The sequence below is a fragment of the Brevundimonas sp. AVps4 genome (assembly GCF_058681525.1).
The window spans coordinates 2,107,234-2,130,133 of sequence record NZ_CM178741.1 but is presented as its reverse complement, the minus strand read 5'-3'; the positions used below and the strand labels follow the sequence as shown (position 1 = coordinate 2,130,133).

The following is a 22,900-nucleotide window of genomic DNA, read 5'->3' as shown; positions in this document are numbered from 1 at the left end:
CGGCTAGGAGACCGCCATCCAGGCCCGGCAGTCCATCGCGCGGCGTACCTCCCCGGTTCTGCTTTGGGCCGGGCTGGGCGCGGCCCTGCTGTTCGCCGGCTTCGTCGCCCTCGGCGTCTGGCAGCTCGAGCGGCTGAGGTGGAAGACCGAGCTGATCGCACAGGTGGACGCCCGGGTTCACGCCGCCCCTCAACCGGCGCCGGGCCCCGCCGCCTGGGCGACGCTGTCTCAGGCCAATGATCAGTACCGACGGGTCATGGTCCGCGGCGTGTTCGATCATGGCCGCGAGACCCTGGTTCAGGCGGTGACCGACTATGGCGCCGGCTTCTGGGTTCTGACGCCGCTGCGAACGACGCAAGGCTTCACCGTTCTGGTCAACCGGGGCTTCGTTACCCCCGAGAGGCGCGCGCCCGAGACTCGAAGCGGCGCGCAGGTGGGCGGTCCGCAGACCGTCGTGGGTCTTTTGCGCGTCACCGAGCCCGGAGGCGGCTTTCTTCGCGCCAATGATCCCGGCGCGGGGCGCTGGTATTCGCGCGACGTCGCGGCCATTGCGGCGGCGCGCGGCCTGTCGAACGCCGCACCCTATTTCATCGACGCCGACGCCCGACCGAACCCGGACGGATGGCCGCGCGGCGGATTGACCGTCATCGCCTTTCCGAACTCTCATCTCGTCTACGCCCTCACCTGGTTCGGCATGGCCTTGCTGACCCTGGTCGGATACGGCGTCTTGGCGCGCGAAACGCGACGTCGACGGGCGGCGCCATGAACTCGGTCTTGCAGCGCCTGTTCGGAATGGGCGACTGGCGCGAGACGGCGGTGTCTCAGGAAGCCGTAAACCGCCGCAATCTTCGCCTTCTGGTGCAGTTGCGATGGCTGGCCGTGGCGGGACAGATCGCCACCATCCTGATCGTCCACTTCGTCATGGATATTCGGGTTCCGATCGGCTGGCTGCTGATCGCCCCGGCCGGTCTGGTGGTGGTGAACCTGATCAGCATTCCATTGACCCAGAGGCGCGACGCCATATCCGATCAGGAACTGATGCTGGCGCTTCTCGCCGACGTCGCCGCCCTGACGTGGCAACTGTTCCTGACCGGCGGCTCGACCAATCCGTTCGTCGCCCTTTATATTTTGCAGGTGGTCCTGGGCGCCGTGCTTCTGGCGCCGGCCTATGCCTGGTCGCTGATCGTCGTGACCAGCCTGTGTTTCGCAGGCTTGGGTCTGTTCAACCGGCCGCTCGACCTCCCTGGGGAGCATGGCGGGGGCTTAAGCCTCTATTTGGCGGGCGGTCTGATCTGTTTTCTGCTCATCGCGGTGCTGCTGGTGCTTTTCATCACCCGGATCACGGAGAATCTGAGAGCCAGGGACGCCTATCTTGCGGACATTCGGCAGCAGGCGACCGAGCGGGATCACATCGTTCGCATGGGGTTGCTCGCGTCCGGGGCGGCCCATGAGTTGGGGACGCCCCTGGCCTCCCTCTCGGTCATCCTCAGCGACTGGCGTCGCATGCCTCTGCTGAAGGCCAACGCTGATCTGATCCAGGACATGCAGGTGATGCAGGCCGAGGTCGAGCGCTGCAAATCCATTGTGACCGGCATTCTGATGTCGGCCGGAGAGGCGAGGGGACAGGCGCCGACCCAAACTACCCTGGTGCGATTTCTGCGCGAGGTCGCCGACGGCTGGGGCGCGCGGGACAGCCGCGTGAAGGTGGAGCTGACGCCGTGGAACGGACTCGATCCACGGATCATCGCCGACCCGGCCCTGCGACAGGTTTTGAGCGTCCTGTTCGACAATTCGGTCGAGGCGGGCGCCCGGCGGGTCATCGTCACGCCCACGGTGACCGAAGGCTGTTTGCAGGTCACGCTGCGGGACAATGGGCCGGGCTTCCCCGCCACGGTTCTTGAGCGGCTGGGCAAGCCCTATAATACGACGAAGGATCGCCCTGGCGCGGGCCTGGGCCTGTTTCTGCTGGTCAATGTGATCCGCTCCCTCGGCGGCGTGGTCGAAGCGTCCAATCCCGCCGCAGGCGGGGGAGAGGTGCGGCTGACCGTCCCGATCGACGTCCTGGCGCCGGAGGATAATTCTGCTGGAGAACTTCCATGAGCGATGAAGCCCCCGTGCTGTTGATCGTCGAGGACGACGAGTCCTTTTCGCGCACCCTGCGGAAATCCTTCGAGCGTCGCGGCTACACTGTCGTCAGCGCCGACGGCCCCGACCAGATGGGCGAGGTTTTGAAGACGCATCGGCCCGGCTTCGCCGTAGTGGATCTGAAACTGGGGGGCGCCTCGGGCCTGGCCTGCGTCTCCACCCTGCATGCACTGGACCCCGAGATGAACATCGTCGTCCTGACCGGCTTCGCCAGTATCGCGACGGCGGTGGAGGCCATCAAACTGGGCGCCCGCCACTATCTGGCCAAGCCGGCCAGCACCGACGACATCGAGGCCGCCTTCGGCAAGGCCGCAGGCGACGCCGATACGCCGCTGACTACTCGCCCCACCTCCATCAAGACTCTGGAATGGGAACGCATTCACGAGACCCTGGCTGAGACCGATTTCAACATCTCAGAGGCCGCCCGCCGCCTGGGCATGCACCGCCGCACCCTGGCGCGAAAGCTGGAGAAACGCCGCGTCACCTGATCGACAGGCCGAGGTCGTCGCCGCATGCGAAAGGCGGCGGTGAGCGATCGGATGTGAAGGGAAGGGGGCGCCGCCGATCTCGTCGGCGACTAATCCCGAGTGGCTCCGCGGGTAGGATTCGAACCTACGACCAGCCGATTAACAGTCGGCTGCTCTACCACTGAGCTACCGCGGAACTGCTCGGGAGGCGGGCCTATAGCAGCGGCCGTTCGATTCGTGCAATGGGGAAAATGACGAATGCGCACGATCTCCATCCATGACCCTGACGATCCGAGGATCGCCGGCTTTCGCCACATCCGCGAACGGGACCTGACCGGCCGAGAGGGACTGTTCGTGGCCGAGGGCGAGGTGGTTTTGCGCGTTCTGGCCTCCGCCGCTTCACGCTGTCGTCCACGCGCGATCCTGCTGGCGCAGAAGCGCGTCGAGGCGCTGGCGGACGTGATTGCGATCCTTCCGGCCGACGTTCCCGTCTATGCGGCGCCCCAGGCGGTGCTCGACGGGATCGCGGGCTTCGCCCTGCACCGCGGCATCCTGGCCCTGGGGGAGAAGCCGGCGACGGCTTCCGTCGAGGCCCTGCTGTGCGACGTGCGAGCAGATGATGTGTTCGTCGTGGCCTGCGGCGTCGGCAATCACGACAATATGGGCGGCCTGTTCCGCAATGCGGCCGCCTTTGGCGCGCGGGCGGTTCTTCTGGACGACCTCTGTTGCGACCCCTTCTATCGCAAGGCCATTCGGGTTTCCGTCGGGGCCGTGCTGCGAACCCCATTCGCCGTGGGAACCAGGGCGTCAGCCTTGGTCGAGGCGCTTCGAGCGGCCGGCGTCGAGGTGCTGGCGCTGACGCCCTCGGCGACCGAGCGATTGGCCGACTATCGTCGCAGCGGACCGGTGGCCGTCGTGTTGGGATCCGAAGGGCCGGGCCTTCCCCCAGAGGTGATCGGTCGATGCCGGGCGGTCGGCGTTCCCATGGCGGGCGGCTTTGATTCGCTGAATGTCGCGGCGACCAGCGCCCTGGCTCTGTATCAGATGACATCGAACGGAGATCACCCAGAGTTTAAGCGTTAACCTTCTATTCACCTTGCGTGTCGAACGAAGTTGTGGCGACCATCGGCCTGCTGGGGGGGGCTGATCATGAATCTTCTGTACTTTCTGAACAGGAACGCCAGGGTCGCTCTGGCTATCGCCTTGGGTGTCGCCGCCTTGGGCGCGGCCGGTGCGATCGGGTGGATCACCGCACCGGTCTGATTCGGATCGGCGGCTGAGACAGAAGGGGCGCGAACCGTGCGGTTCGCGCCCCTTTTCAGTGCAGCGTCTCTTCGCGATGGAGGCCTGACCGGGAATCGAACCCGGGTGCAAGGATTTGCAGTCCTCTGCGTCACCACTCCGCCATCAGGCCGCTGTGATCCCCGATCACTCGGGGGCGGTCATCGCGAGGGGCGTTCGCTATCAGATCGGATTGTCCGCTGCAACGCACGGAACTATAAGCACGCGATAATTCCTCTCCCCCTCCCGTTTGAAGGCTGACCACAGATGGATTTCACTGCCGAGCGCAAGGCCATGGTCGATTCCCAGGTTCGCGTGAACGATGTCACCAGCCATGAGATCCACAAGGCGATGATGGCGGTGCCGCGCGAGAACTATTGCGCGCCAGACCGGATCTTCGCCGCCTATTCGGATGCCGAGGTCGAGATCGCGGCCGACCGTCGATTGATGCCGGCGCGGGATTTGTCGAAACTGCTTCAGGCCGCCGACGCCCGCGAGGGCGAAAAGGCCCTGGCCATAGCGGCGCCCTATGCTGCGGCGGTGCTAGCGCGCATGGGCTTGACGGTGACGGCTCAGGAAGCCGAACAGGCGGTGTTCGACGTTGTCGGGGCGGCTTTGGAGGCGGAAGGCGTCGCGACGGCCCTGGCCCCGCTGAGCCGACCGGTCGGCGAGGGCTGGGATCTGATCGTCTGCGAAGGCGGCGTCGCCGCCCTGCCGGACGCCTGGGGCGCCGCCCTGCGGATCGGCGGTCGGATGGTTCTGGTCGAGCGTCGCGGCGCTATCGGCAAGGCGGCCCTCTACACCAAGGGCCGAGAAGGGCTGTCTCGCCGCGAACTGTTCGATTCGTCGCCGGCCCTCCTGGCGGAACTGACGCCGGCGCCCAGTTTCGCCCTGTGAAACCGACGGTAAGCCCGGGTGCAGCCTGGACTCGGCGGTGAGCGTGAAAAAAACTTAACTGGCGTGGAACGGGCGGAAGCCGCAGTTACGCTGAAGAACATCGGACGCTCGCGGGGGCGTCAGGCAAGGACGGACAATGTTGAAACGCTCGCGTACCCTGGCTTCGGCCGCTGTGGTTGCTCTCGTGACCGGACTGGGCGCGCCCGCCTGGGCTGAAACCCTCCAGGATGCGATCGCCCTGGCCTATCGCACCAATCCGAACCTGCTGGCGCAACGCGCCAACCAGCGGGCTTTGGACGAGACGGTCGTTCAGGCGCGGTCGGGCCTGCGGCCGACGCTCAGCGGTTCGGTGGGGGCCAGCTACACCCGCAACGACTTCCCGACCGTGACCCAGTTCGTCGACACCAACAATGACGGCGTGCCCGACACCCAGGTCTCCAGCTCCTCGAGCGAGAGCGACGGCGCCACGGCTGGGGTCAGCCTGTCCCAGAACATCTGGACGGCGGGACGCAGCGCCCTGGCGATCGACCAGGCCCGCGCCGGGGTGTTGGCGGGCCGGGAGACCCTGCGCGGTACCGAACAGTCGGTCATGCTGGCGGTGATCCAGGCCTATGTGAACGTCACCCGCGACATGGAGATCCTGCGTATTCGCGAGGAGAATCTGTCGGTTCTTCAGCGCCAGCTGGAAGAGACCAGCGCACGGTTCGAGGTGGGGGAGATCACCCGCACCGACGTGGCCCAGGCCGAAGCCTCCCTGGCTCAGTCGCAGGCCGACCTGGCCAGCGCGCGGGCGCAACTGTCGACCTCGCGCGCCGCTTATGCCGCCGTGGTGGGCCAGTCGCCGACCGACCTGGAGGCCGCCCCCGTCCTGCCGACGATTCCGGCCGATTTCGACGCCGCCATGGAGGTGGCCCTGGCGCGCAACCCCGGTCTTCTGGCGGCGCAATACCGGCTTCAGCAGGCCGAGGCGGCGGTGGCGGCGGCGCGCGCCGAATATCTGCCTTCCATTCGCGCGACAGCCTCCTACGGCGGTACGGCGACCGACCTCAGCAATCTGGATGAGCTGGCGGATCGCCGCAGCTTTACGGCCGGCGCCACCCTGTCGGTGCCGCTGTTCACCGGCGGCCTGAACCGTTCGCGGGTCGCCCAGTCCCTGGAACAGGCCAACGCCGCCCAGATCGCCATCGAGGCCGAACGGCGCACCATCCTGCAGAACGTCAGTTCCGCCTACGCCCAGGTTCTGTCCACACGGGCGAACGTCACTGCGGGGAACGAGGCGGTTCGCGCCGCCTCCGTCGCCGCCGAGGGCGTGCGGCAGGAGGCCCAGGTGGGCCTTCGCACCACTCTGGACGTGCTGAACCAGGAAGTGGCTCTGCGCTCGGCCCAGACCGCCCTGGCCAGCGCGCGTGCGGCCGAATATGTCGCCCGCGCCTCGCTGCTGTCGGCCATGGGACAGTTGGAAGGGCCTGCCTTGAACCCGACGCTGGAAGCCTATGACGCCAAGGCCAACTACGACCGCGTGCGCAATCGCGGGGCCTTGCCCTGGGACGGCGTGATCGAGGCGCTGGACCGGGTGGCCTCGCCGCCCGTCGTGGACGCTGACGATGCGCCCGACGCCCCGATCGACGCCCAGCTGAAAAGCGAAGTTGTCGAGACGGCGCCGCAGAATTGAGCCTCTGATCAGCCTTCAAGCCTAAAACGCCCGTTGATTCCGGTGGGCGTTGGTGCGACGACAAACGGGCGGCCGGGGGGATCAGCAGTCTTTTCGGGGCGTGTCGCGACGTCTGGCGTCGTGTCTCAGTTTGTTCCAGGTCTCTCCAAGGTTTAGCCATGACCGATCAGCCCGCGCAGGAACCGACCATGGAGGAGATCCTGGCGTCTATTCGCCGGATCATCTCCGAAGACGAGGCGCCGGCGGAAACCCCCGCTGCTGCGGCGGCGGAGCCGCAAGCCGCCCCCGAACCGGAACCCCAGCCGGAGCCTGAGCCGGAACCGGCCGAGACCATCTTCGCCGCCCAGCCGGAGCCGGTCGCCGATGCCGAGCCCCAGCCAGCGGCTGCGGAAGAAGACGTTCTCGAGCTGACCGAGCTTTATGAAGCGCCGCCTGCCGCCGAGAGCATCGGCGATCTGGATGTGGTCGAAGCCGTTGAAGAGGCCCCTGCCGCGACGGAGCCGGCGCCTGCGGCGTCCAGCGGCTATGATGCCCTGGTTGGCGAAAGCGCCGCCGCCAGCGCCGCCTCGGCCTTTGCGGGCTTGGCGGCCAGCTTCAAGAAGCCGGAGGCCGCGCCTGCGCCGGCGGGAGGCGACATGAGCTTCGTCAGCGGCAATACGGTCGAGGCGATGGTGGCGGAAATGCTGCGTCCGCTGCTCAAGGACTGGCTGGACAACAATCTGCCGGGGATCGTCCAGGCGGCGGTACAGAGGGAAGTCGAACGCATCGCGCGCAGCGCCTAGCCCTTCGCTTCACCTCAGACTATCGAGGGGCGGCTCCTGAAGGGGCCGCCCTTTGTCATTCAAGGCCGCGCCCTGGCCGCACGACAACGATCAAAGAAGACCCATGCTCGAAAAGACCTTCGAACCCCAGGCCGCCGAACCCCGCCTGTACGCCCAGTGGGAAGAGAGCGGCCTGTTCGCGCCCCGCACGGAAGGGGCCGAGGGCGCCTATTCGATCGTCATTCCGCCGCCGAACGTGACGGGCAGCCTGCACATCGGCCATGCGTTGAACAATACGCTTCAGGACATCCTGGCCCGCTATCACCGGATGAAGGGCAAGGCGGTGCTGTGGCTGCCGGGTACGGACCACGCCGGCATCGCCACCCAGATGGTGGTCGAGCGCCAGCTGGCCGCCGCCGGAAATGTCGGGCGGCGCGACATGGGTCGCGACGCCTTCATCGACAAGGTCTGGGAGTGGAAGGCCGAGAGCGGCGGGACCATCGTGCGCCAGCTGCGCCGCCTGGGGGCCTCGTGCGACTGGTCGCGCGAGCGGTTCACCCTGGACGAGGGGCTGAACGCGGCCGTGCGCAAGGTCTTCGTGCAACTGCACAAGGAGGGCCTGATCTATCGCGACAAGCGGCTGGTGAACTGGGATCCGCATTTCCAGACCGCCATCTCGGACCTGGAGGTCGAGCAGCGCGAGGTGGACGGCGCCTATTGGCATTTCGCCTATCCGCTGGCGGACGGCGTCACCTACGAACACCCCGTCGCCTTTGACGAGGACGGCGAGGCGACGGAATGGGAGACGCGCGACTTCATCGTGGTGGCGACGACCCGGCCCGAGACGATGCTGGGCGACACCGGCGTGGCCGTTCATCCGGAGGATGAGCGGTACAAGGGGCTGGTCGGCAAGTTCGTGACCCTGCCGATCACCGGACGCCGTATTCCCGTTGTGGCTGATGAGTATGCTGACCCGACCAAGGGCTCGGGCGCGGTCAAGATCACCCCGGCGCATGATTTCAACGACTTCGGCGTCGGCAAGCGCGCCGGCCTGCCGGCCCTGAACGTCATGGACGCCTTCGCCCGGATCGTCGCCGACGACGTGCCGGAAATCCCGGCCGAATACGTCGGCATGGACCGCTTCGCCGCGCGCAAGGCCATCGTGGCTCGCGCCGAGGAAGAGGGCTGGCTGCGCGAGATCGAGAAGACCAAGCATGTGGTGCCGCACGGCGACCGTTCCGGCGTGGTCATCGAGCCCTGGCTGACGGACCAGTGGTACGTCGACGCCAAGGTTCTGGCCCAGCCCGCGCTGAAGGCGGTGGAGCAGGGCGAGACGGTGTTCGAGCCGAAGTCTTACGAGAAGATCTATTTCGAATGGCTGCGCAACATCGAACCCTGGTGCATCAGCCGCCAGCTGTGGTGGGGCCACCGCATCCCGGCCTGGTACGGTCCGAACGGCGAGATCTATGTCGCGGAGACCGAAGAGGACGCCCGCGAACAAGCGATGGCGGGCTATGATTCCGAGGTCGCCCTGACCCAGGACGAGGACGTGCTGGACACCTGGTTCTCCTCGGCCCTGTGGCCGTTCTCGACCATGGGCTGGCCCGAGAAGACCGAGGATCTGGAGCGGTTCTATCCGACCAGCGATCTGGTCACGGCGGCGGACATCATCTTCTTCTGGGTCGCCCGGATGATGATGATGGGCCTGCACTTCATGGACGAGGTCCCGTTCAAGCGGGTCATCATCAACGGCCTGGTCCGCGACGAGAAGGGCCAGAAGATGTCAAAGTCCAAGGGGAACGTGATCGACCCCCTGGGCATCATCGATGAGCTGGGCGCCGATCCCTTGCGCTTCACCATGGCCATCCTGTCTGGCACGCGCGACATCAAGCTGTCGAAGCAGCGGATCGAGGGCTACCGCAACTTCGGCACCAAGCTGTGGAACGCGGCACGGTTCAGCCAGATGAACGGCTGCGCCCGCGTCGAGGGCTTCGATCCCGCGACCGTCGAACAGACGATCAACCGCTGGATCCGGGGCGAACTGACCAAGGCCGAGCGGGCCGTGTCGGAGGCCATCGAGGGCGGGCGGTTCGACGATGCGGCGGGGGCGCTGTACCGGTTCGTCTGGAACGTCTTCTGCGACTGGTATCTGGAGCTGGCCAAGCCGATCTTCCAGGGCTCGGACGAGGCCGCAAAGGCCGAAACGCGAGCCATGACGGCCTGGACCCTGGACCAGACGCTGAAGCTGCTGCACCCGGTCATGCCCTTCATCACCGAGGAGCTGTGGGCCGAGCTGGGCAAGGAGGGGCCGGCGCGCGAGACCCTGCTGATCGGCGCCGAATGGCCGGTGCTGCCGGACGGCTTCATCGAAGCCTCGGCCGAGGCCGAGATCGGCTGGCTGGTCGATCTGGTCGGCGAAATCCGGGGGCTGCGGGCCGAGATGAATGTGCCGCCGTCGGCCAAGCCGCCGTTGGCCTTCGTCGCGCCGGACGCCGCCACGGCCGAGCGAATCGCGCGCCATCGCGACCTGATCCTGACCCTAGGTCGCGTGTCCGAGGTCGGATCGGCGGAGGCCGCGCCGACGGGGGCCGTGACCTTCGTCTCGGGCGGATCGACGGCGGCGCTGTCGCTGGCGGGGATCATCGACCTGACCGCCGAGCGGGCGCGGTTGGAAAAGGAGATCGCCGTCTTTGACGCCGATATCGGCCATGTGAACAAGAAGCTGGGCAATCCCAACTTCGTGTCGCGCGCCGCGGCCGAAGTGGTCGAGGAGCAGCGCATGAAGCTGGCTGAGGCGGAAGCCGGCAAGGTCAAGCTGCAGGCGGCGCTGGCGCGGCTCAGCGAGATCGGATGACCCAATCCTCTCCCGCGGGGGGAGGAGGACCGCGAAGCGGTGGAGGGGGCTCGATCCAAGGCTGGTGTCCGGGGCAGGGCCCCTCCACCACGCTGCGCGCGGTCCCCCTCCCCCCGTGGGGGAGGATTTAGATGCGCATCGACCAACTGCTCGTCGCACGGGGACTGTTTGACACCCGTTCCCGCGCCCGCACCGCCATTGAGGCGGGGCGGGTGAAGGCGGATGGGCGCGTCGTGGCCAAGCCCTCGGAGCAGATCGCCGAGGAGGCCGAAATCGAGGCGGAACCGGCCCACCGCTGGGTCGGGCGCGGGGCGCTGAAGCTGGATCACGCCTTGACCGTCTGGCCCGTGGCGGTCGAGGGGCGGGTGGTGCTGGACGTCGGCGCCTCGACCGGCGGCTTCACCGAGGTCTGTCTGGATCGCGGGGCGGCCAAGGTGTTCGCGGTCGACGTCGGGTTTGGACAGATGCACGACCGGGTGGCGGCCGATCCGCGCGTGGTCAATCTGGAGCGGACGGACGCGCGCGATCTGACGCGCGACCTGATTCCGGAGGCGCCGTCTGTGATCGTGTGCGACGCCAGCTTCATCAGCCTGAGCAAGGTGCTGCCCGCCGCCCTGGATCTTGCGGCGCCCGGCGCGGATCTGGTCACGCTGGTGAAGCCGCAGTTCGAGGCGGACGGTCCCGGCGCCGGCAAGAAGGGTGTGGTCAAGGATCCGGCCGCCCACGCCGCCGCCGTGGAGCGCGTCAGGGATTGGTTGGAGGCCCTGGGTTGGGCCGTCCAGGCGACGACCGAAAGCCCGATCACCGGCGGCGACGGCAATGTCGAGTTCCTGCTCTGGGCCAATCAGCCAGGCTAAACAGCCCTAAGCCGCGCGAAGCGTTGGAGCCCTCCTAGCGCCGGCTCAAATAGGCCAAAGGCCGGTAGCCCCTCAAAAATGAGAAACCGCCGGAGGACTGATCCTCCGGCGGCTCCCGTCACGTCGTCGATTTGACAGGGGGGCTGAAATTAATCGACGACGCGATAGCGGCCGTACTGGTCGGGGCAGGTGCGGACATAGCGGGTGTCCGTGCGACCGTCCGGCAGACGGATGCGGCTTTCCGCCAAGCGGCATCGGTCGGAGTTCTGATAGGAATCGATCGGGCGCGAGCGGTAATCATCGTACCGGTCGTCGGCGTAGTCGTCGCGGCGATCATCGTAGCGATAGCCGTTATCGCCCGTATAGCGATCGTCGTAATAGCCGTAACTCGGCTGGCTGTAGCCGCCGCTGTAATAGCCGTTGGAGGCGTAGCCGGCCTGATAGCTGCGGCAGGCGTCGGAGCTGGAGCGGCCGACTTGCGAGCCGATAACGGCGCCCACGACCCCGCCCAGAATACTGCCTTCGGTGCGGCGTCCGCGCGCGGCCAGCTGAGAGCCGATGACGGCGCCCGCGCCGCCGCCGATCACGGCGCCGGCGCCGGTGCGTCCTTCTCGCTCGCGGGCGCAGGGATCGTAGGTCTGCCGACCATAGCGGCCGTAGTCATAGGCGGGGGCGTAGGCGCCGGTTCCGTAGTTGCGGCTGTAGCTGTAGGCTTGAGCAGAGGCGGAGACCGGGGCGGCCAAGGCGCCGATCGTAAGGGCCGCAACTGCGGCGAGGGACGTGTTGGAAAGGCGCATCTTCAACCCCTTATGGTCGGACGTTCAGTGACGGGCGCTGAACGGCTGGACCGGCTGTCTGTTGCATGCAGGTTTAGGACCGCGAAGCTGAACGGCTTTTGAGCGGGCTGTTCATCTTCGTTCATGTTTCGTGGGCCTATCGCGCTCAGCGCTGCTAGAGGCGGTGGCTTGGCGCGGAGGAGCGTCGGGGCTAGAAGCCCGGCGATGCAGACCTTTACGATCAGCCGCGTCGGCGGGCAGGGCGACGGCGTCGCCGAGACGCCGCAGGGGCCGGTCTTCGCCGCCTTGACCCTGGCGGGAGAGACGGTGCGGGGGGAAGTCGTCGACGGGCGGCTGGAGCAGGTCGAGATCCTGACCCCCAGCCCAGACCGGATCGCGCCGGTGTCGCCCCAGTACGGCGACTGCGGCGGTTGCTCGCTGCAACACTGGGCGGCCAGGCCCTATCTGGAGTGGAAGCGCGAACAGGTGCGGCTGGCCCTGGCGCGCGAGAAGATCGAGACCGAGGTCGAGGCGACGGTGGCGAGCCCGCCCGGAACGCGCCGACGGGTGGCTCTGCACGCGCGCCGGACCCAGGACGGTCGGGTGGTGCTGGGCTTCAAGGCGCGGCGGTCGTGGCGGCTGGTCGAGGTGCGGGAATGCCCGGTGGCCGATTCCCGGATCATCCGCGCCATCCCGGCCCTGACCGAGGTGGCGGCGGCCTTTCTGGAGCATCCCAAGTCGGCGCCGACCCTGCACGTGACCTGGACCCTGTCGGGGCTGGACGTGGATGTGACGGGGGTGGAGCGACGCTCGGGCGGGGGGCTGTCGGCCGACGCCCAGATGCGGGCCATAGAGGCGGCGCGGCGGGCCGATCTGGCGCGGCTGAGCCTCGCGGGCGAGACCCTGATGATGGCGCGTCAACCCTTGATCGGCTTCGGCCCCGCCACCGTGCCCCTGCCGGCGGGGGGCTTTCTGCAGGCCGTGCCCCAGGCCGAGGCGGCCATGGTTGAGCGGGCCGTGGCGGCGGTGAAGGGCGCCAAAAAGATCGCCGATCTGTTCTGCGGGGCCGGGACCTTCACCTTCCCGCTGGCGACGGTGGCGCCGGTGATCGCGGCCGATGCGTCCAAGGCGGGGATCGCGGCCCTGAAGGCGGGCGCAGGCTCGGCCAAGGGGATGAAGGCGATCACGGCGGAGGCGCGCGACCTGTTCCGGCGGCCCCTGACCCCCTATGATCTGAAGGGGTGCGAGGCCATCGTGTTCGACCCGCCGCGCGCGGGCGCCATCGACCAGACGGCCCAGATCGCCGGGACCAAGGCCGCCGTCGTGGTCGGGGTGTCGTGCAATCCCCAAACCTTTGCGCGGGACGCGCGGGTGCTGATTGACGCCGGGTTCCGGCTGGAGCGGGTCACGCCGGTGGACCAGTTCCTGTGGTCGGCTCATGTCGAACTTGTCAGTGTTTTCAAGCGGTAGCCCCATGGATGACGAGCTGGAAGATGGCGGCGGGTTTGATGCCGACGACTGGAGCCGGTTAACGCCCTTCGTCGGGGTAGTGGCGACCCTGGACGACGTCCAAGCGCGCCGGGCCGTCTTCGCTTTGGGCGAGACCGACGACCCGCGCCCCATCGCCATGGACCTGCCCCAGCCGGTGATCTGGTGGGAGGAGGACGGCGAACAGGCGGCCGTCGCCGTCCAGGCCGAGAGCCATCTGGGGCCGGACGGCGAGGCGATGGAGATCCTGGGCCTCATCCTGCCGGACGGGGAGGGGGCGGTGGCCCTGATGGAGGATGTCGATCTGGTCGACGACACGGACCCGACCTGGCGCGATCTGGTGACACGGGCCGTCGATCCGTCAGCGGCGGACTAGGCCTGATCGTTCAAGAAAAAATGAGTGCACTTTAGTGCACATTTTGGCGGGAGCTTCCCGACGCGCTGAATTGTCAAAGACCTGTTCACGACCTTACCACGCCAGTGGAAAGCGCCGGGTTCAGGGTGGTTTGACGCTCTCAACAGGCTGAAAAGGCGGGCGTCTTCCGTCAAGATTACGAGCGTCTGCCAAGCGTCGCATGATTCAGCCGAACAGCTCCAACTGCGGCCGGGCGTCGGCGGGGATGCGGAACTGGGTTTCGTCGAGCGGTCGCAGCGGCGCATCCAGGCCGTAGCGTTTGACGGCGGCTTTGAAGCGGGCGCCGATCAGTTCGGCGACGGGGCCGGTTCCCTTCATCCGCTGGGACCAGTCGGCGTCATAATCCCTGCCCCCGCGCGTCTGGCGGATCAGGGACATGACGCGGGCGGCGCGGTCCGGGCGGGCGTCGGCCAGCCATTCGCGAAACAGATCCTTGATCTCGAGCGGCAGGCGCAGGGTGACATACATGGCCCGCGTCGCCCCCGCCTTGGCCGCCGCCTCCAGCACTGATTCCAGCTCGTGGTCGTTCAGACCGGGAATGACCGGGGCGAAGCCGACCCCGACGGGACAGCCGGCGTCGGCCAGGCGACGGATGGCCTCCAGCCGTTTGGCCGGGGTTGAGGCGCGGGGCTCCATGGCGCGGGCCAGACCCCGGTCCAGGGTGGTGATGGAGATGAAGGCCGAGGCCAGGCCGGCCTGCCCCATGGGCCCCAGAATATCGGCGTCGCGCGCGATCAGCACCGATTTGGTGATGATGCTGAAGGGGTGGTTGAAACGCCGCATGACCTCGAGGATCGAACGGGTCGATTCCAGCTCGCGTTCGACCGGCTGATAGGGGTCGGTGTTGCCGCCTATGTGGATGCGCTTGCAACGGTATCGGGGGGCGAGGAAGGCCTGTTCCAGCAGACGTGCGCCCTCGGGCTTAAAGAAGATCCGGCTCTCGAAATCCAGGCCCGGGGATAGGCCCATCCAAGCATGGGACGGACGGGCGTAGCAGTAGATACAGCCATGTTCGCAACCTTTGTACGGGTTGATGGAGCGGTCGAAGCCGATGTCGGGACTGTCGTTCCGGGCGATGATGGTGCGGGCGTGTTCGGGCGTGAGGGTGGTGCGCAGCGGCGCGGCCTGGGCGTCGTCGTTCGTCCAGCCGTCGTCGAACGACTCATGCTGCTCGGGCTCGTAACGGCCTGTCGCATTCGAACGCGCGCCTCTTCCCTTGGCGGTTTGCATGACAGGAAAGGTGGATCAAAAAAGAGAACATAGCAAGAACAGTTGTCCTCCATCTTCGAGGCGCCGCTCACGACGAGATCTAAACGATACAGTGTCTGTTGCGAAATCGGCCGTTGCGGGTGTAGACGGCTGTTTTGCTTCCTCGCACGGCGATGGCCGAGGCGGCGGGGGCTGCTTGCGTCCTGATCCGGAGAGCCCGATGGCCGCCCGCCGCTATTCCGCTGTCGCCGTCGCCCTGCACTGGGCGATCGCGCTCTGCATCCTGTCCATGATCCCGATGGGTTGGTGGATGACCGCCGCTGTCGAACAGCCGGGGAGCCAGGCTGCAGCCTACCGCCTGTTCCAGCTCCACAAGTCGATCGGCTTTCTGATTCTGGCCCTGACGCTGGTGCGGATCGTCTGGCGGCTGGCGCATCGGCCGCCGGCCCTGCCTACGGGGATGAGGCGGTGGGAGGCCTTCGCCGCCCATGCGACCCATGCGGCCTTCTACGCCCTGATGCTGGGGCTGCCGCTGACGGGGTGGCTATATGTTTCGGCCGGCTGGGCCGTGTCGCAGGACCGGGCGCTGGAGGTGGCGACCCGCTGGTTCGGCCTGTTTCCCATCCCGCACCTGCCGGGGATGGCCGAACTGGCGACGGAGGCGCGGCGGGCAGTGGCCTTTTCGGCCATGGGCGCGCACGCCGCCATGGCCTGGGGCGCAGTCGTCCTGGTGATCCTGCACGTCGGGGCGGCGCTGAAACACCAGTTCCTCGACCGCGACGGCGTCCTGGCGCGCATGGTTCCAGGTCTGAGGCCGGGCGAGGAGGATTCCGAGGAAGGCGTGAAGCCGGACGCGCGCGCGGCCTGGGCGGAACGCGGTCTCGGCCTGGCCCTGATCCTCGTCGTGGCGACGGCCGGGGCGATCGCCGCGCAGCCTGCCCCCAGGACTGAACCGACGCCTCGACCTGAAATCGCGCCCGTTCCGGCGCCCGAGCCCGATATCCCGGCCGAACCGACGGATGTCCAGGCGGCCGAGGCCGAAACCGCCGAACCGGCTGCGGCGGCGGAGGCGTCGCAAAAGGCCGTCGACTGGACCATAGACCGCGAGGCCTCCGAGATCGCCTTCGCCGGGAGCCAGTCGGGCGCCGCCTTCAACGGCCGGTTCGAACGCTGGAGCGGCCAGATCCGGTTCGACCCTGCCGATCTGGCGGGGTCGAAGGCGGTGATCACCGTCCAGACCGGCTCGGCGCGGACAGGGGACTCGACGCAGGAGGCTTCGATCCAGGGGGCTGAATGGTTCGACGTCGGCCAATATCCGACCGCCCGGTTCGAGACGACGGGCTTCCGGTCGCTCGGCGGGGATCGATACCAGGCGACGGGCCGCTTGCGGATCAAGACGACCAGTCTGCGAGTTGTCCTGCCCTTCACCTATCGTGAGGCCGGCGGCGTCGCGACGGTGGAGGGTCGGCTGCAACTGGACCGGACCGCGTTGAACCTGGGCCTGGAATCCGACGCGACCGGCGACTGGGTCTCTAAGATGGTCGACGTCCGGATCAAGGTCAGAGCGCGGCGGGCCGAATAGGCGCCGACTTGCCCTGACGGAAGTCTGGCCTTAGGGGTCCGCGCTCTTGATCAATGATTCAGGGAGCGGTCGATGACCCTCGCACTTCTGTTTCCGGGACAGGGCAGCCAGGCCGTCGGCATGGGCGCGCAACTGGCCGACGCCTTCGCCTCCGCCCGCGACGTCTTCGCCGAGGTGGACGAGGCCCTGGGCCAGAAGCTGTCGGTGCTGATGCGCGAAGGCCCCGAGGACCAGCTGACCCTGACCGAGAACGCCCAGCCGGCCCTGATGGCGGTGTCGGTCGCGGTCATCCGGGCGCTGAAGGTCGAGTTTGATTTCGACGTGGCCAAGGCGGCCTATGTGGCCGGTCACTCTCTGGGCGAATATTCGGCCCTGGCGGCGGCCGGGGCGATCTCGCTGTCGGATACGGCGCGGCTGCTGAAACTGCGCGGCCAGGCCATGCAGCGGGCGGTTCCGGTCGGGCAGGGGGCGATGGCTTCGCTGATCGGGCCCAAGACCGATCTGGCCCTGGCCGAGGCCGCAGCGGCGGCCGGTGCTGAAGTCGGCGTCTGCGTGGTCGCCAATGACAACAACGCCGGCAACATCGTCATCTCGGGCGAGAAGGCGGCTGTGGACCGGGCCATCGAAAAGGCCAAGGAACTGGGGGCGCGGGCGATTCCGCTGAACGTCTCGGCGCCCTTCCACTGCCCGCTGATGCAGCCGGCGGCGGACGAGATGGCGGCGGCCCTGGCCTCGGCGACCATTCTGGCGCCGGCGGTTCCCGTGGTGGCCAATGTGCTGGCGCGGCCGGAGAACGATCCTGAAGTCATCCGGCGCCTGCTGGTCGAGCAGGTGACCGGCCGGGTGCGCTGGCGCGAGAGCATGGAGTGGATGGCGAGCGAAGGGCGGGTGACCCGCTTCGTCGAGGTCGGTTCCGGCAAGGTGCTGACCGGCATGGCCAAGCGGATCGCGCCTGACGCCGAGAGTCTGCCTCTGAACACGCCGGAAGAGCTGGAAGCCTTTGCGAGGGGGGTGACGAGTGGCGAGTGACGAGTGGCGAGACTATCGCCGCCCCACTTTGCTTTTCCTCGTCACTCGCCACTAATCACTCGCCACTTCGGAGAGACATAAATGTTCAATCTTGCAGGCAAGACCGCGCTGGTGACCGGCGCGACGGGCGGGATCGGCGGCGCGGTGGCGCGGGCGCTGCACGCCCAGGGCGCGACCGTGGTGCTGTCGGGCACACGCGAGGCGGTGCTGGCGGATCTGGCCAAAGAACTGGGCGAGCGGGCGCATTTCGCGACGGCCAACCTGTCGGACCCCGAGTCGGTCGATAATCTGGTGAACGCGGCCGAGACGGCGGCGGGCTCAGCCCTGGACATCCTGGTGGCCAACGCCGGCATCACCAAGGACGGCCTCCTGATGCGGATGAAGGACGAGGATTTCCAGTCGGTCATCCAGATCAATCTGGAGAGCTATTTCCGCCTGACCCGCGCGGCGGTGAAGGGGATGATGAAGCGCCGGTCGGGCCGGATCATCGGCGTGACCTCGGTCGTCGGCGTCACCGGCAATCCGGGCCAAACCAACTATTCGGCGTCCAAGGCCGGGATGATCGGCTTTTCCAAGTCGCTGGCGCAGGAGGTCGGATCGCGCGGGATCACAGTCAATTGCATCGCGCCGGGCTTCATCGCCTCGCCCATGACCGACGTGCTGAACGACCAGCAACGCGAGACCATTCTGGGCCGGATTCCGGCGGGCCGGCTGGGCACGGGCGAGGAGATCGCGGCCGCCGCCGTCTATCTGTCGTCTGACGAAGCCGCCTATGTGACGGGCCAGACCCTGCATGTGAACGGCGGCATGGCGATGATCTGATCGTCATCACGACACGCAACAGACTATTTCCCGCCCGAAAGCCTGTGCTAAAGGGCAGGAACGCATCGGCGGTTCAGGCTTTCGGGCTTGCATCGTCGTCGCTGCCGTGAGACGGCGATTTCTGAAGCTACCCCCGCCTCTACGGCGATTTTAAACAGGCAGAGAGACACTCATGTCCGACACCCTCGAGCGCGTTCGCAAGATCGTCATCGACCACCTGGACGCCGATCCGGACAAGGTCACGGAAAAGGCCAGCTTCATCGACGACCTGGGCGCCGACTCGCTCGACAACGTCGAGCTGGTGATGGCCTTCGAAGAAGAGTTCGACATCGAGATCCCGGATGACGCCGCCGAGCACATCCAGACGGTCGGCGATGCGGTCAAGTTCATCGACGAAAAGTCGGCGGGCTGATCCAGCCCCGACTGGCGGCCCACAGGCTGACAGATCACAGGGCCGCCCGGCGCTCCTAGCGGAGACGCCCGGCGGCCTTTACTGTTTCTGACCCTCGCGAATCCGCAGTGATTCCCCGGGACAGGATTGGAGTTGAAGGAGCACGCACCATGCGCCGCGTCGTCGTTACGGGCATCGGTCTGCTGACCCCCCTGGGCTGGGGCGTCGACAAGAGCTGGAAGGGCATCGTCGAGGGACGGTCGGGCATCGGTCCGATCACGGCCTTCGACACCGAGGGCTATAGCTGCACCATCGCCGGCGAAGTGCCGAGCGTCGACGGGCGCGGCGGCGGCGGGGAAGGCGACTTCGACCCCGAGAAAATCATGTCCGCCAAGGACCGAAAGCGCGTCGACGACTTCATCCTGTACGCCATAGCGGCGGCGGACGAGGCCCTGCACGATGCCGGCTGGAAGCCCCATACGGACGAGGACAAGGAGCGGACCGGGGTCATGGTCGGCTCCGGCATCGGCGGCCTGGGCCCCATCGCCGATACGGCCATCGTCTTGAAGGAGCAGGGACCGCGCCGAGTCAGCCCCTTCTTCATCCCCAGCGCCCTGATCAATCTGGCCGGCGGACAGATTTCGATCCGCCACGGGCTGAAGGGGCCGAACCATGCGGTGGTGACCGCCTGCGCCACCGGCGCCCACGCCATCGGCGACGCGGCCCGGATGATCGCCCTGGATGACGCCGACGTCATGGTGGCGGGCGGCGCCGAAAGCTCGATCGTGCCGATCGGCATCGCCGGCTTTTTGGCCTGCAAGGCCCTCTGCACCGCCTATAACGACACGCCGGAGAAGGCCTCGCGACCCTATGACCGGGGCCACGCCGGCTTCGTCATGGGCGAGGGCGCAGGCATCCTGGTGTTGGAGGAGTACGAACACGCCAAGGCGCGCGGCGCCAAGATCTACGCCGAGATCGTCGGCTACGGCATGAGCGGCGACGCCTATCACATCACCGCCCCGTCCGAGGACGGCGAGGGCGGGGCGCGCGCCATGAAGGCGGCGCTGAAGCGGGCCGGGCTGCAGCCGTCGGACCTTGACTATGTCAACGCCCACGGGACTTCGACCATGGCTGACTGGATCGAGCTGAAGGCGATCGAGGGCCTTGTTGGCGATCACGCCAAGAACCTGGCCGTCAGTTCGACAAAGTCGATGACGGGCCACCTGCTGGGCGCTGCAGGCGCCATCGAAGCGGCCTTCTGCGTCCTGGCCATCCGGGATCAGGTCGCGCCGCCGACGATCAATCTGGACGACCCGGAGATGGAGACCCCGATCGACCTGGTGCCGAACAAGGCCAAGCCGATGAAGATCGACGTGGCCATGTCCAACAGTTTCGGCTTCGGGGGCACCAACGCCTCGGTGATCTTCAAGAAGGTCGACTGACATGTCCGGACGGGGGCGGGGTCACAGGAGGATGGAGAAACGGTCGGGGCTGACGGTCAGCCTGCTGACCGCCTCGGCGACTTTCAGCCTGTTCCTGATCGCCGCCCTCGCCATCGTCTGGGGCGTCTATTATGGGCCGGGCCCGGGCGCACGGCAGGGGGACCGGACGGTCGTGACCCTGGCCAGCGGCTCCGGCGTCTCGGCCATCGCCGCCCAGCTGAAGGCGGCGGGGGTGATCCGTTCGACCGACCTGTTCAAGGCGGCGGCCACCTTCACCGGGGCGGATCGCAAGCTGCGGGCCGGCGAATATGAGGTGCCGTCGGGGACCTCGCTGGCCGGAGTGCTGAACCTGCTGGTCGAGGGGCGGGTGGTGCGCCATTTCGTGACCTTGCCGGAAGGCTGGTCCTCGGCCCAGGCGCTGGACATCCTGGCCAAGGAGCCGGTGCTGACCGGAACCGTCGAGACGACGCCTGAGGAAGGCAGTCTGTGGCCCGACACCTATGAGGTGTCACGCGGCGACACCCGCCAGTCGGTGATCGACCGGATGCAGCGCGCCGCCAAGGAGAACCTGCGGCTATTGTGGGCCCGGCGCGGACCGGGAACCGTGGTGCGCAACCCCGAAGAGGCGGTGATTCTGGCCTCCATCGTCGAGAAGGAGACCGGGCTGGCGGCTGAGCGGCCGCGCGTGGCGGCGGTCTTCTCCAATCGACTGCGTCAGGGGATGCGGCTGGAGAGCGATCCGACCATCGTCTACGGCCTGACCCAGGGGCGGCCGCTGGGCCGCGGCATCCGCCGGTCCGAGCTGCAGCGCCAGACGCCCTGGAACACCTATCAGATCGACGGCCTGCCGCCGACGCCCATCGCCAATCCGGGCAAGGAGGCGCTGGAGGCCGTGCTGAACCCGCCGGCGGACCCGGCCCTGTTCTTCGTCGCCGACGGATCGGGCGGCCACGTCTTCGCCGTTACCTATGAAGAGCATCTGCGGAATGTGGCGCGCTGGCGTCAGATTGAGCGACAGAAGGCCGGCCTGCCGCCCGAAGATCCGGCGCCGGTCGCGGCGGAGGCCGAATCGGCAGCGCCCGGCGTCGCCGATCAGGCGACGATCACCCTGCCCCCGAGGGCGGGCCAGGAGCTGAGATGAGCATATCCGGCATGACGGGCTTCGGCCGCGCCGAAGGCGCCGGCTGCGGCTGGACCTGGTCGGTCGAGGCGCGGTCGGTGAACGGGCGCAATCTCGAAGTCCGGTTCCGCGGGCCGAACGGTTTCGACGCCCTGGAGCGCGCCGTCAGGACGGCCGCCCAGGCTCGCTTCGCGCGCGGTCAGATCACCGTCGGCGTCCAGGCCAGACGGGTGGAGGGGGCGGAGGCGGCGGTCACCATCAACGCCCCGCTGCTGGCGCGTTATCTGACCCTGGCGAATGAGCTGGCGGAGGATGGGGCGACGCCCCCGTCTGCGGACGGCCTGTTGGCCCTGCGCGGCGTCATAGAGGCCCCTGAGGAGACGGACGATCCCGAGGCGCGCGCCGCGCTGGAGACCGCCATCGGCCGGACGGTCGAAGAGGCGATGGACGCCCTGAGGGGCGCGCGTCATGCGGAGGGCGCCCAGCTGGCGCCCGTGCTGGGCGGGTTCATCGACCGAATCGAGGCCCTGGTCGCCTCGGCCGAGGGCGAAGCCCAGGCGCAGGTCGAGGCGATCCGCGACCGGTTCAGCCGCCGTATGGCCGAACTGGCGCCGGATGCGCCGGGCCTGGAAGAGCGAGTCTTTTTGGAAGCTGCGTCGCTGGCGGCCAAGGCCGACGTGCGCGAGGAGCTGGACCGGCTGTCGGCCCATGTCGCCGCGGCGCGCCACCTGATGACCGCGCCGCCGGCTGGACGGAAACTGGCCTTCCTGCTGCAGGAATTCATGCGCGAGGCCAACACCCTCTGCTCGAAATCGGCTACGACGGCGCTCACTGGAATCGGCCTCGAGCTGAAGGCCGTCATCGAACAGTTGCGTGAACAGGTTCAGAATGTCGAATGAACGCTCGCCCCGCCGGGGCGTCCTCCTCATCGTCGCCAGCCCTTCGGGCGCCGGCAAGACGTCGCTGTGCCGCCGGTTGATGGCGGACCACGGGGGGCTGGAGCTGTCGGTGTCGATGACGACGCGGGGCATCCGTCCCGGCGAGGTTGACGGTCGCGACTATAATTTCGTGGATCGCGAGCGGTTCCAGAAGCTGATCGACGCCGACGCCTTCCTGGAATGGGCCGATGTCCACGGCAATCTGTACGGCAGCCCGCGCGGGCCGGTCGATCGGGCCCTGGCCGAGGGGCGTGACGTCCTGTTCGACATCGACTGGCAGGGGGCGCGCGACGTAGCCGAGAAATGCCCGGAGGACGCGGTGCGGGTCTTCATCCTGCCGCCCAGCCTGGAAGAGCTGCGCCGACGACTGGTCACCCGGTCGCAGGACTCGGACGATGTCATCGAGCGCCGCGTCGCCAACGCCAAGGGTGAGATCGAACACTGCGACGCCTTCGACTATGTGATCGTCAACGAGGATTTTGACCGGTCCTACGCCGAGCTGGCGCACATCTATCACGCCGAGCGTTCGCGCCGGTTCCGCAATCTGTGGGTGGGGGATTACAAGGCCGCCCTGCTACGCGAGCCCGTCTGAACGAACAACGACACCGCGGCTGGCGGAGGGGGGACAGGCCGCCGCGGTGTCGTCTTCGGCTGTGAAGCGGCGACGACATCGCGCCGGCGGGGGCGTCCTACGCGATGTCGTCCTATGCGCTACGCAACTGCACTCCTTATCCCACCAGGCAGGTTCCAGAGG

At 67.6% G+C, this 22,900-nt stretch carries 21 protein-coding genes and 2 tRNA genes; 19 read left to right on the top strand and 4 right to left on the bottom strand.

Annotated features, from left to right (window positions below; all coding sequences use genetic code 11):
* Positions 1-16: 16 nt before the first annotated feature.
* From ACW178_RS10515 to ACW178_RS10505, 3 genes are read left to right on the top strand one after another with little or no spacing between them, the layout of a single operon-like run.
* On the top strand, positions 17-766 hold the full coding sequence (locus tag ACW178_RS10515; protein WP_321208060.1) for an SURF1 family protein: 750 nt from the start codon (positions 17-19) through the stop codon (positions 764-766).
* Complete coding sequence (locus ACW178_RS10510; protein WP_287105078.1) at positions 763-2,100, top strand: ATP-binding protein; 1,338 nt, start codon at positions 763-765, stop codon at positions 2,098-2,100. The genes ACW178_RS10515 and ACW178_RS10510 overlap by 4 nt, the downstream gene beginning before the upstream one ends.
* Entirely contained in the window at positions 2,097-2,633 is a 537-nt protein-coding gene (locus tag ACW178_RS10505; RefSeq protein ID WP_054765832.1) for a response regulator transcription factor, read from the top strand. Before ACW178_RS10510 ends, ACW178_RS10505 begins: the two co-directional genes overlap by 4 nt.
* 100 nt (positions 2,634-2,733) lie before the next feature.
* On the opposite strand, the gene ACW178_RS10500 is transcribed toward ACW178_RS10505, so the two are convergent.
* Positions 2,734-2,808 (bottom strand) — tRNA-Asn (locus ACW178_RS10500).
* Between the two features lie 62 nt (positions 2,809-2,870).
* On the opposite strand from ACW178_RS10500, the gene ACW178_RS10495 reads away from it, so the two are divergent.
* Positions 2,871-3,695 (top strand): TrmH family RNA methyltransferase, encoded by an 825-nt coding sequence (locus tag ACW178_RS10495; protein ID WP_287105080.1) that lies wholly within the window; start codon positions 2,871-2,873, stop codon positions 3,693-3,695.
* Positions 3,696-3,952: 257 nt separating this feature from the next.
* On the opposite strand, the gene ACW178_RS10490 is transcribed toward ACW178_RS10495, so the two are convergent.
* A tRNA-Cys gene (locus ACW178_RS10490) sits at positions 3,953-4,026 on the bottom strand.
* A 134-nt stretch (positions 4,027-4,160) separates the two neighbouring features.
* Here ACW178_RS10490 and ACW178_RS10485 point away from each other — a divergent pair.
* The 5 genes from ACW178_RS10485 to ACW178_RS10465 all read left to right on the top strand — a co-directional run bounded on the left by ACW178_RS10485 (position 4,161) and on the right by ACW178_RS10465 (position 10,934).
* Complete coding sequence (locus tag ACW178_RS10485) at positions 4,161-4,790, top strand: protein-L-isoaspartate O-methyltransferase family protein (RefSeq protein WP_183215442.1); 630 nt, start codon at positions 4,161-4,163, stop codon at positions 4,788-4,790.
* A 136-nt stretch (positions 4,791-4,926) separates the two neighbouring features.
* On the top strand, positions 4,927-6,462 hold the full coding sequence (locus ACW178_RS10480) for a TolC family outer membrane protein (RefSeq protein ID WP_054765829.1): 1,536 nt from the start codon (positions 4,927-4,929) through the stop codon (positions 6,460-6,462).
* 158 nt (positions 6,463-6,620) lie between these two features.
* Positions 6,621-7,244 (top strand): DUF2497 domain-containing protein, encoded by a 624-nt coding sequence (locus ACW178_RS10475; protein ID WP_152950304.1) that lies wholly within the window; start codon positions 6,621-6,623, stop codon positions 7,242-7,244.
* 103 nt (positions 7,245-7,347) lie between these two features.
* A complete protein-coding gene (locus ACW178_RS10470; protein WP_492024536.1) occupies positions 7,348-10,077 on the top strand; it encodes a valine--tRNA ligase in 2,730 nt (909 codons plus the stop codon).
* A 131-nt stretch (positions 10,078-10,208) separates the two neighbouring features.
* Positions 10,209-10,934: a TlyA family RNA methyltransferase gene (locus ACW178_RS10465; RefSeq protein ID WP_287106452.1), complete on the top strand. Its 726-nt coding sequence runs from the start codon at positions 10,209-10,211 to the stop codon at positions 10,932-10,934.
* A 149-nt stretch (positions 10,935-11,083) separates the two neighbouring features.
* Here ACW178_RS10465 and ACW178_RS10460 read toward each other — a convergent pair whose 3' ends face one another.
* Positions 11,084-11,731 carry a YMGG-like glycine zipper-containing protein gene (locus tag ACW178_RS10460; protein WP_054766953.1) on the bottom strand — a complete coding sequence of 216 codons (648 nt, stop codon included), beginning with the start codon at positions 11,729-11,731 and terminating at the stop codon, positions 11,084-11,086.
* Between the two features lie 204 nt (positions 11,732-11,935).
* Between ACW178_RS10460 and ACW178_RS10455 the strand changes: the two genes are divergently transcribed.
* Positions 11,936-13,180, top strand: a complete 1,245-nt coding sequence (locus ACW178_RS10455; protein WP_287106453.1) for a class I SAM-dependent RNA methyltransferase — start codon at positions 11,936-11,938, stop codon at positions 13,178-13,180.
* 4 nt (positions 13,181-13,184) lie between these two features.
* The gene (locus ACW178_RS10450; protein ID WP_191553995.1) at positions 13,185-13,574 is read left to right on the top strand and encodes a hypothetical protein; all 390 of its coding nucleotides are present in this window, start codon (positions 13,185-13,187) and stop codon (positions 13,572-13,574) included.
* A 204-nt stretch (positions 13,575-13,778) separates the two neighbouring features.
* Here ACW178_RS10450 and ACW178_RS10445 read toward each other — a convergent pair whose 3' ends face one another.
* The gene (locus tag ACW178_RS10445; RefSeq protein ID WP_287106455.1) at positions 13,779-14,843 is read right to left on the bottom strand and encodes a PA0069 family radical SAM protein; all 1,065 of its coding nucleotides are present in this window, start codon (positions 14,841-14,843) and stop codon (positions 13,779-13,781) included.
* 199 nt (positions 14,844-15,042) lie between these two features.
* On the opposite strand from ACW178_RS10445, the gene ACW178_RS10440 reads away from it, so the two are divergent.
* The 8 genes from ACW178_RS10440 to gmk all read left to right on the top strand — a co-directional run bounded on the left by ACW178_RS10440 (position 15,043) and on the right by gmk (position 22,738).
* Positions 15,043-16,404 (top strand): cytochrome b/b6 domain-containing protein, encoded by a 1,362-nt coding sequence (locus ACW178_RS10440; RefSeq protein WP_287106456.1) that lies wholly within the window; start codon positions 15,043-15,045, stop codon positions 16,402-16,404.
* Between the two features lie 72 nt (positions 16,405-16,476).
* On the top strand, positions 16,477-17,433 hold the full coding sequence (fabD, locus tag ACW178_RS10435) for an ACP S-malonyltransferase (RefSeq protein WP_152950298.1): 957 nt from the start codon (positions 16,477-16,479) through the stop codon (positions 17,431-17,433).
* An 81-nt stretch (positions 17,434-17,514) separates the two neighbouring features.
* On the top strand, positions 17,515-18,255 hold the full coding sequence (gene fabG / locus ACW178_RS10430; protein WP_287106458.1) for a 3-oxoacyl-[acyl-carrier-protein] reductase: 741 nt from the start codon (positions 17,515-17,517) through the stop codon (positions 18,253-18,255).
* A gap of 172 nt (positions 18,256-18,427) precedes the next feature.
* Positions 18,428-18,667, top strand: a complete 240-nt coding sequence (locus tag ACW178_RS10425; protein ID WP_008264317.1) for an acyl carrier protein — start codon at positions 18,428-18,430, stop codon at positions 18,665-18,667.
* A 149-nt stretch (positions 18,668-18,816) separates the two neighbouring features.
* A complete protein-coding gene (fabF, locus tag ACW178_RS10420; protein ID WP_287106460.1) occupies positions 18,817-20,088 on the top strand; it encodes a beta-ketoacyl-ACP synthase II in 1,272 nt (423 codons plus the stop codon).
* Positions 20,089-20,119: 31 nt separating this feature from the next.
* Complete coding sequence (mltG, locus tag ACW178_RS10415; RefSeq protein ID WP_287106461.1) at positions 20,120-21,229, top strand: endolytic transglycosylase MltG; 1,110 nt, start codon at positions 20,120-20,122, stop codon at positions 21,227-21,229.
* Positions 21,226-22,107: a YicC/YloC family endoribonuclease gene (locus tag ACW178_RS10410; RefSeq protein ID WP_287106462.1), complete on the top strand. Its 882-nt coding sequence runs from the start codon at positions 21,226-21,228 to the stop codon at positions 22,105-22,107. The genes mltG and ACW178_RS10410 overlap by 4 nt, the downstream gene beginning before the upstream one ends.
* Positions 22,097-22,738, top strand: coding sequence for a guanylate kinase (gmk, locus tag ACW178_RS10405; protein ID WP_152950293.1), 642 nt, complete (start codon positions 22,097-22,099; stop codon positions 22,736-22,738). Before ACW178_RS10410 ends, gmk begins: the two co-directional genes overlap by 11 nt.
* Positions 22,739-22,900: the final 162 nt, after the last annotated feature.

Excerpts from the sequence above, each read along its gene's own strand:
- ACW178_RS10505 (WP_054765832.1), top strand. The coding sequence starts at position 2,097 with ATGAGCGATGAAGCCCCCGTGCTGTTGATCGTCGAGGACGACGAGTCC.
- gmk (WP_152950293.1), top strand. The coding sequence starts at position 22,097 with ATGTCGAATGAACGCTCGCCCCGCCGGGGCGTCCTCCTCATCGTCGCC.
- ACW178_RS10475 (WP_152950304.1), top strand. The coding sequence starts at position 6,621 with ATGACCGATCAGCCCGCGCAGGAACCGACCATGGAGGAGATCCTGGCG.
- fabF (WP_287106460.1), top strand. The coding sequence starts at position 18,817 with ATGCGCCGCGTCGTCGTTACGGGCATCGGTCTGCTGACCCCCCTGGGC.
- ACW178_RS10410 (WP_287106462.1), top strand. The coding sequence starts at position 21,226 with ATGAGCATATCCGGCATGACGGGCTTCGGCCGCGCCGAAGGCGCCGGC.
- ACW178_RS10480 (WP_054765829.1), top strand. The coding sequence starts at position 4,927 with ATGTTGAAACGCTCGCGTACCCTGGCTTCGGCCGCTGTGGTTGCTCTC.
- ACW178_RS10450 (WP_191553995.1), top strand. The coding sequence starts at position 13,185 with ATGGATGACGAGCTGGAAGATGGCGGCGGGTTTGATGCCGACGACTGG.
- ACW178_RS10465 (WP_287106452.1), top strand. The coding sequence starts at position 10,209 with ATGCGCATCGACCAACTGCTCGTCGCACGGGGACTGTTTGACACCCGT.
- ACW178_RS10460 (WP_054766953.1), bottom strand. The coding sequence starts at position 11,731 with ATGCGCCTTTCCAACACGTCCCTCGCCGCAGTTGCGGCCCTTACGATC.
- fabD (WP_152950298.1), top strand. The coding sequence starts at position 16,477 with ATGACCCTCGCACTTCTGTTTCCGGGACAGGGCAGCCAGGCCGTCGGC.
- fabG (WP_287106458.1), top strand. The coding sequence starts at position 17,515 with ATGTTCAATCTTGCAGGCAAGACCGCGCTGGTGACCGGCGCGACGGGC.
- ACW178_RS10455 (WP_287106453.1), top strand. The coding sequence starts at position 11,936 with ATGCAGACCTTTACGATCAGCCGCGTCGGCGGGCAGGGCGACGGCGTC.
- ACW178_RS10445 (WP_287106455.1), bottom strand. The coding sequence starts at position 14,843 with ATGCAAACCGCCAAGGGAAGAGGCGCGCGTTCGAATGCGACAGGCCGT.
- ACW178_RS10470 (WP_492024536.1), top strand. The coding sequence starts at position 7,348 with ATGCTCGAAAAGACCTTCGAACCCCAGGCCGCCGAACCCCGCCTGTAC.
- ACW178_RS10485 (WP_183215442.1), top strand. The coding sequence starts at position 4,161 with ATGGATTTCACTGCCGAGCGCAAGGCCATGGTCGATTCCCAGGTTCGC.
- mltG (WP_287106461.1), top strand. The coding sequence starts at position 20,120 with ATGGAGAAACGGTCGGGGCTGACGGTCAGCCTGCTGACCGCCTCGGCG.
- ACW178_RS10425 (WP_008264317.1), top strand. The coding sequence starts at position 18,428 with ATGTCCGACACCCTCGAGCGCGTTCGCAAGATCGTCATCGACCACCTG.
- ACW178_RS10510 (WP_287105078.1), top strand. The coding sequence starts at position 763 with ATGAACTCGGTCTTGCAGCGCCTGTTCGGAATGGGCGACTGGCGCGAG.
- ACW178_RS10495 (WP_287105080.1), top strand. The coding sequence starts at position 2,871 with ATGCGCACGATCTCCATCCATGACCCTGACGATCCGAGGATCGCCGGC.
- ACW178_RS10440 (WP_287106456.1), top strand. The coding sequence starts at position 15,043 with ATGGCCGCCCGCCGCTATTCCGCTGTCGCCGTCGCCCTGCACTGGGCG.